The following is a 5,685-nucleotide window of genomic DNA, read 5'->3' as shown; positions in this document are numbered from 1 at the left end:
CCGAGGCCGCCGGTGGCACACTGCAGGTGGGCCCGGAACACCCGGGCACCGCCCGCCCCGGCACCCGACTGGAGGTCACCCTGTGAGCACCGACGCCCCGCTGCGCCTGCTGCTGGCGGACGACCAGTCCCTGGTGCGCGCCGGCCTGGCCGCGCTGCTGGACCTCGAGCCGGACATGAAGGTCGTGGCACAGACGGACTCAGGGTCGGACGTGGTCGCGCTGGTGCACGAGCAGGCGGTGGACGTGGCCCTGCTGGACGTGGAGATGCCCGGTGTGGACGGGATCGAGGCGGCCGCGGCGCTGCGGGCCTCCGGAGCGGGCTGCCGGGTGCTGATCGTGACGACGTTCGGCCGGCCCGGATACCTGTCCCGGGCACTGGAGGCCGGCGCGGACGGCTTCGTGGTCAAGGACGTGCCCGCCGAGCAGCTCGCGGACGCCGTGCGACGGGTGGCCCGCGGCGAGCGGGTGGTGGACCCGTCGCTGGCGGCCGAGACCCTGTCCCTCGGCGGCAGCCCGCTGACCGAGCGGGAGCGGGACGTGCTGCGAGCCGCCCTGGAGGGCGCGCCGGTGCGTCAGATCGCCGCGGAACTGCACCTGTCCCCCGGCACGGTCCGCAACCACCTCTCCAGCGCGATCGGCAAGACCCACACCTCCACCCGCGCCGAGGCCGCCGCCGTCGCCCGGGACCGCGGCTGGCTCTGAGTCCCCGGGCGGCGCGCCCGACCGACCCGCGACGACGGCCTATCCCGTCCGCCTCGGGTGGCACCCTGGGTGCATGGACGTCTTCTCCCTGATCCTCGGCCTGGTCCTGGGCCTCGTGCTGGGCGCCGCCGTCGTCGCCTGGCTCCTGGCCTCCCGTGCTCGTGTGCGGGAGGAGGAGCTGCGCCGCCGCGTGGAGCAGTCCGCGGACGAGGTCGCACGGTCCCGTGAGCGGCTGGCGCGCGCGGAGACCTCGGTGCGGATGCTGGAGCAGGGGCGGGCGGAGCAGGAGGAGTCCGCGCGGACACGGACGTGCTCAAGGCGCTGGCGCCCATGGGTGAGCGCATGCGACACCTGCAGGAGCAGGTGGCGGTGCTGGAACGGGACCGGGTGGACCAGTTCGCCGCCCTGGGCGAGCAGCTGCGCCAGGCCGCGCGGACGGACTCCGCGCTGATGCACCAGACCACCGAGCTGCTCTCCACGCTAAAGTCCACCACCGCCCGCGGCCACTGGGGCGAGGTGCAGCTGCGCCGGGTGGTGGAGGCCGCCGGCATGCTGCCGCACACGGACTTCGCGGAGCAGGCCACCGTGGCGGGGGCGGACGGACAGCGGCTCCGCCCGGACCTGCTGGTGCATCTGCCCGGCGGCAAGGCCCTGGCCGTGGACGCCAAGGCCCCGGCGCGGAGGCGTGGCCGCACAGCACCTGGCGGACGAGCATGACGACCAGGCCCGCGAGCGCCGCGGGCAGCTGCGGGCGAAGCACGCCGCGGCGGTGCGCCGGCACGTGGACACCCTCGCATCGAAGGGCTACTGGGCAGGGCTCGAGGAGAGCCCGGAGCTGGTCCTGTGCTTCCTGCCCTCGGAGTCCCTGCTCGCCACGGCCCTGGAGGAGGACCCGGGCCTGCTGGACCACGCGTTCGCCCGCGGGGTGGCGCTGGTGGCGCCGGTGTCCCTGCTCACCGCCCTGAAGTCCGTGGCCCACGCCTGGCGGCAGGAGCGGATCGCCGAGGACGCCCACCAGGTGGTGGCCGCCGCCCGCCAGCTCTACGAGCGCCTCGGCACGCTCGGCGGGCACCTCACCCGCCTGGGCTCCTCGCTCGGGAAGTCCGTGGAGCACTACAACAGGCTGCTCGGCACCCTGGAGACGCGCGTGCTGCCCTCCGCCCGGAGGATCCAGGAGCTGGACCCACAGCTGGAGTCCCCCCTCGAGGACGCGCGTGCCGTGGAGCAGCTCCCCCGCCCGTTGGCCGCCCCGGAGCTCACGGCGCAGCAGGGCGAGCTGTGGCAGGACCGGGACGGGTAGGAGCGAACCGAACGGAGGAGGCGGACGCATCACGCTGACCTGGACGGAAAGGTCAGAAAAGGGTGACACAGAGCACATGGCACCGTGGCGCACTGTTACCTTTGCACCAGGAGCATCACAGCGGGTCCATATGGCCCCGGTGACTCCGCACGGCGCCCCGCCTGACTGCACAAAGGAGTGGCCATGTCATCCCCGTCGCCACGGTCCACCGTCACCGGTGACCACCTCAAGAAGTACGACCCCCAGTCCCGGGCGAAGGACTTCGCCCAGGAGCTCTCCCCCGGAATGCGAGACGAGGCCGTCGCCGGCGGCACCGTCCGCAACCGCATCATCGGCCTGATCCTCGGACCTGCCCTCGGCCTGCTCATCTTCTTCCTCATGCCCGCGGACATCGGGGTGTGGCCCCGCCTGATCGCCGGCACCGCGGTGCTCATGGCGATCTGGTGGATGACCGAGGCCATCCCGATCCCGGCCACCTCACTGCTGCCGCTGGTCCTGTTCCCCGTGCTCATCCCTGCCGGCGAGACCCCCGAGGGCGCGGGCGTGTCCGTCTCGAACGTGGGCGCCTCCTACGGAGCGGACACCATCTTCCTGTTCATGGGCGGGTTCATGCTCGCGCTGGCCATGCAGCGCTGGAACCTGCACCGCCGCATCGCGCTCTCCGTGCTCGCTGTCATGGGCTCGAAGACCGCGAACCTCATCGCCGGCTTCATGATCGCCACCGGCTTCCTGTCCATGTGGGTGTCCAACACCGCGACCGCCGTGATGATGCTGCCGATCGGCATCTCCGTGCTCATGCTGGTCCAGCGCTACGCCACCGGTGCCGAGGCGGAGGCGGTGGAGGCAGACCTCTCGGACGAGGAGCTGAAGCAGGACCCGGCGGACATGGACGACAAGCAGCTGCAGAAGCTCACCAAGTCCAACTTCGGCACCGCCCTGATGCTCGGCATCGCGTACGCCGCCTCGATCGGCTCCCTCGGCACCCTGATCGGCACCCCGCCGAACACCCTGCTCGCCGGTTTCATGCGGGAGAACCATGACCTGAACATCGGCTTCGCCCAGTGGATGCTCGTCGGCATGCCGATCGCCCTGATCCTCATGGTCGCCTGCTGGTTCATGCTCACCAAGGTCCTGTTCAAGCCGGAGATCGACGAGATCGGCGGGGGCCAGGAGCTCATCCGCGAGGAGAAGGCCAAGCTCGGCCCCATGTCCTCCGGTGAGAAGCGCGTGCTCGCCCTGTTCGTGCTGGCCGCGCTGGCCTGGGTGGCCGTGCCGCTGCTGTCCGAGTACGTCTTCGGTCTCGAGTCCGCCCCGATCGCGGACGCCGGCATCGCGATCGCCGTCGGCATCCTGCTGTTTCTGCTGCCCGCCGGCGGCGACGCCCAGCGCGGCGTGCGCCTGCTGGACTGGGAGTCCGCCATCCAGCTGCCGTGGGGCGTGCTGCTGCTGTTCGGCGGCGGCCTCGCCCTGTCCAAGCAGTTCCAGGACTCCGGGCTGTCCGAGTGGATCGGCGAGCAGGTCGCCGGCCTCGGCGGCATCCCGGTGGTCATCCTGGTGGCCGTGGCCGCCCTCGGCATCCTGTTCCTCACCGAGATGACCTCGAACACCGCCACCGCGGCGACGTTCCTGCCGGTCGCCTCCGGTGTGGCCATGGGCACCGGCATCGACCCGCTCATGCTGTGCGCCCCGGTGGCCCTGGCCGCCACCTGTGCGTTCATGCTGCCGGTCGCCACCCCGCCGAACGCCATCGCCTACGGCTCCGGCTACGTGACCGTGGGCCAGATGGTGAAGGGCGGCATCTGGATCAACCTGATCGCGGTCGTGCTGATCATCGCCGCCTCCATGACCCTGCTCGTCTGGGTCTTCGGCCTCACCTTCTGAGGCCGGCCCCGGGGACACCCCGGGCACACGCGAAGGGCCCCTGCCGGAACGGATCCGGCGGGGCCCTTCGTGCTGTGCGGTCAGGGCCGGAACGGCCAGTCCGTCGGCCAGGGCGAAGACACCGGGAAAAGACACCCCGCCGATTGGGCAAGGCGACCTGGATCCTCACATTGATGGGCATGGGTGTGCCTCTCTCCCGGGCGTGAGTATGTTCCCGGGAGTGTCCGAGTCCTCTAGTCGAACCAGAACAAACGGCTACTTCACCACCCCACGAACCAGCCAAACCCTCTGGCTCGACGCGGGGAGGCCGCCAGACGCCCCGGTCAGTCGCGGCGGCGGCCGCCGAGGCTGCGGTCCTCGTCCCCGATCTTCTTCAGCTCGGCGCGCAGCTCCTTGGGCAGGGAGAACATGATGTCCTCCTCCGCGGTGACGACCTCGTCCACCTGCGCGTAGCCGTAGTCCGCCAGCAGGGACAGCACGTCCTGCACCAGTACCTCCGGCACGGACGCGCCGGAGCTCAGGCCCACGGTGGCGACGCCCTCGAACCAGGACTCGTCCACCTGGTGCGCGAAGTCCACGCGCTCGGCGCGGCGGGCGCCGTACTCCAGCGAGACCTCCTTGAGGCGCACGGAGTTGGAAGAGTTCGCGGAGCCCACCACCAGCATCAGGTCCACCTCGGGCGAGATGACCTTCACGGCGGCCTGGCGGTTGGAGGTGGCGTAGCAGATGTCGTCCGAGGGCGGGTCCTGCAGGTTCGGGAACCGCTCGCGCAGCACGGAGACGATCTCCAGGGTCTCGTCCACGGAGAGGGTGGTCTGGGAGAGCCAGATCAGGTTGTCCGGGTCCTGGACCTGCACGGTCCGGGCCTCCTCCACGTCGTTGATGACGGTGGTGTGCTCCGGCGCCTCGCCGTAGGTGCCCTCGACCTCCTCATGCCCGTCGTGCCCGATGAGCAGGATCTGCTTGTCCTGCTTCGCGAAGCGCACGGCCTCGCGGTGCACCTTGGTGACCAGCGGGCAGGTGGCGTCGATGGTCTGCAGGTCACGCTCGGCGGCCTCGGCCACCACGGCCGGGGACACGCCGTGGGCGGAGAAGACGGTGACGGCACCGGCGGGCACCTCGTCCAGCTCGGAGACGAACACCACGCCGCGCTCGGACAGCGAGTCCACCACGTGGCGGTTGTGCACGATCTCCTTACGCACGTAGACCGGGGCGCCGTGGACCTCGAGGGCCTTCTCCACAGCGATCACGGCGCGGTCCACGCCGGCGCAGTAGCCGCGCGGGGCGGCCAGCAGGACGCGCTTGTCACCGGAGACGGGGGCGGCGGCCTCGATCTCCTCGCGGCTGCGGCGCACGCGGGGCACGTGCGGCATGCCGAGGCCGACGGAGGCGGTTGCGGGGGCGGTGGTGGGGGTGGACATGCCCTCCACTCTATCGGTCGGGATCCACCCCGCGGAGGCCTTCCCGGACGCCGCCGTCAACGGCGCCGCGGGCTCCGGGCGAACGCCGCCCACAGCAGGCCCACGACGACGGCCGCTCCCCCTCCGTACAGCAGTCCCGTGGCGCTCGGGGCGAACGAGTCCTCCACCACCGAGCGGACCACGGAGTCGACGGCCTCGGTGAGGTCGGCGAGCGAGTGCGGGGCACGCTCCGGGACGGACAGCCGGACCAGGTCCGGGGACGCCACGGGCCGTCCGGACGAGATCGCCCCGACCAGCAGCAGTCCGATCACCACGAGGACGGCACCGCGCCAGCGCCCCGGGGCGAGCAGCAGCGCGGCCAGGCCGGCCACGGCGGGCGG

Annotated in this window: 6 protein-coding genes; 4 read left to right on the top strand and 2 right to left on the bottom strand. The window is 71.7% G+C overall.

Annotated elements, in window-relative coordinates:
• The first annotated feature begins 82 nt into the window (after positions 1–82).
• From AC2W7A_RS08640 to AC2W7A_RS08625, 4 genes are all read left to right on the top strand, one after another.
• On the top strand, positions 83–703 hold the full coding sequence (locus AC2W7A_RS08640; RefSeq protein WP_485991002.1) for a response regulator transcription factor: 621 nt from the start codon (positions 83–85) through the stop codon (positions 701–703).
• A gap of 330 nt (positions 704–1,033) precedes the next feature.
• Positions 1,034–1,420: a DNA recombination protein RmuC gene (rmuC, locus tag AC2W7A_RS08635; protein ID WP_485991001.1), complete on the top strand. Its 387-nt coding sequence runs from the start codon at positions 1,034–1,036 to the stop codon at positions 1,418–1,420.
• Positions 1,389–2,003, top strand: a complete 615-nt coding sequence (locus AC2W7A_RS08630) for a DNA recombination protein RmuC (protein ID WP_485991000.1) — start codon at positions 1,389–1,391, stop codon at positions 2,001–2,003. The genes rmuC and AC2W7A_RS08630 overlap by 32 nt, the downstream gene beginning before the upstream one ends.
• Before the next feature lie 183 nt (positions 2,004–2,186).
• Positions 2,187–3,884 carry an SLC13 family permease gene (locus AC2W7A_RS08625; protein ID WP_485990999.1) on the top strand — a complete coding sequence of 566 codons (1,698 nt, stop codon included), beginning with the start codon at positions 2,187–2,189 and terminating at the stop codon, positions 3,882–3,884.
• Positions 3,885–4,207: 323 nt separating this feature from the next.
• Here AC2W7A_RS08625 and AC2W7A_RS08620 read toward each other — a convergent pair whose 3' ends face one another.
• On the bottom strand, positions 4,208–5,305 hold the full coding sequence (locus AC2W7A_RS08620) for a 4-hydroxy-3-methylbut-2-enyl diphosphate reductase (RefSeq protein ID WP_485990998.1): 1,098 nt from the start codon (positions 5,303–5,305) through the stop codon (positions 4,208–4,210).
• Positions 5,306–5,361: 56 nt separating this feature from the next.
• Positions 5,362–5,685 (bottom strand): hypothetical protein (locus AC2W7A_RS08615; RefSeq protein ID WP_485990997.1); only part of this gene is annotated, 324 nt, incomplete at its 5' end.

The sequence above is a fragment of the Micrococcus sp. LASM2_SD2 genome, assembly GCF_057364565.1.
The sequence above is the reverse complement of the archived record's forward strand: the minus strand, read 5'-3'. Positions and strand labels throughout refer to the sequence as shown.

Bases quoted from the DNA above. Each gene is read 5' to 3' on its own strand.
- rmuC (WP_485991001.1), top strand. From the start codon at position 1,034: ATGGGTGAGCGCATGCGACACCTGCAGGAGCAGGTGGCGGTGCTGGAA.
- AC2W7A_RS08625 (WP_485990999.1), top strand. From the start codon at position 2,187: ATGTCATCCCCGTCGCCACGGTCCACCGTCACCGGTGACCACCTCAAG.
- AC2W7A_RS08620 (WP_485990998.1), bottom strand. From the start codon at position 5,305: ATGTCCACCCCCACCACCGCCCCCGCAACCGCCTCCGTCGGCCTCGGC.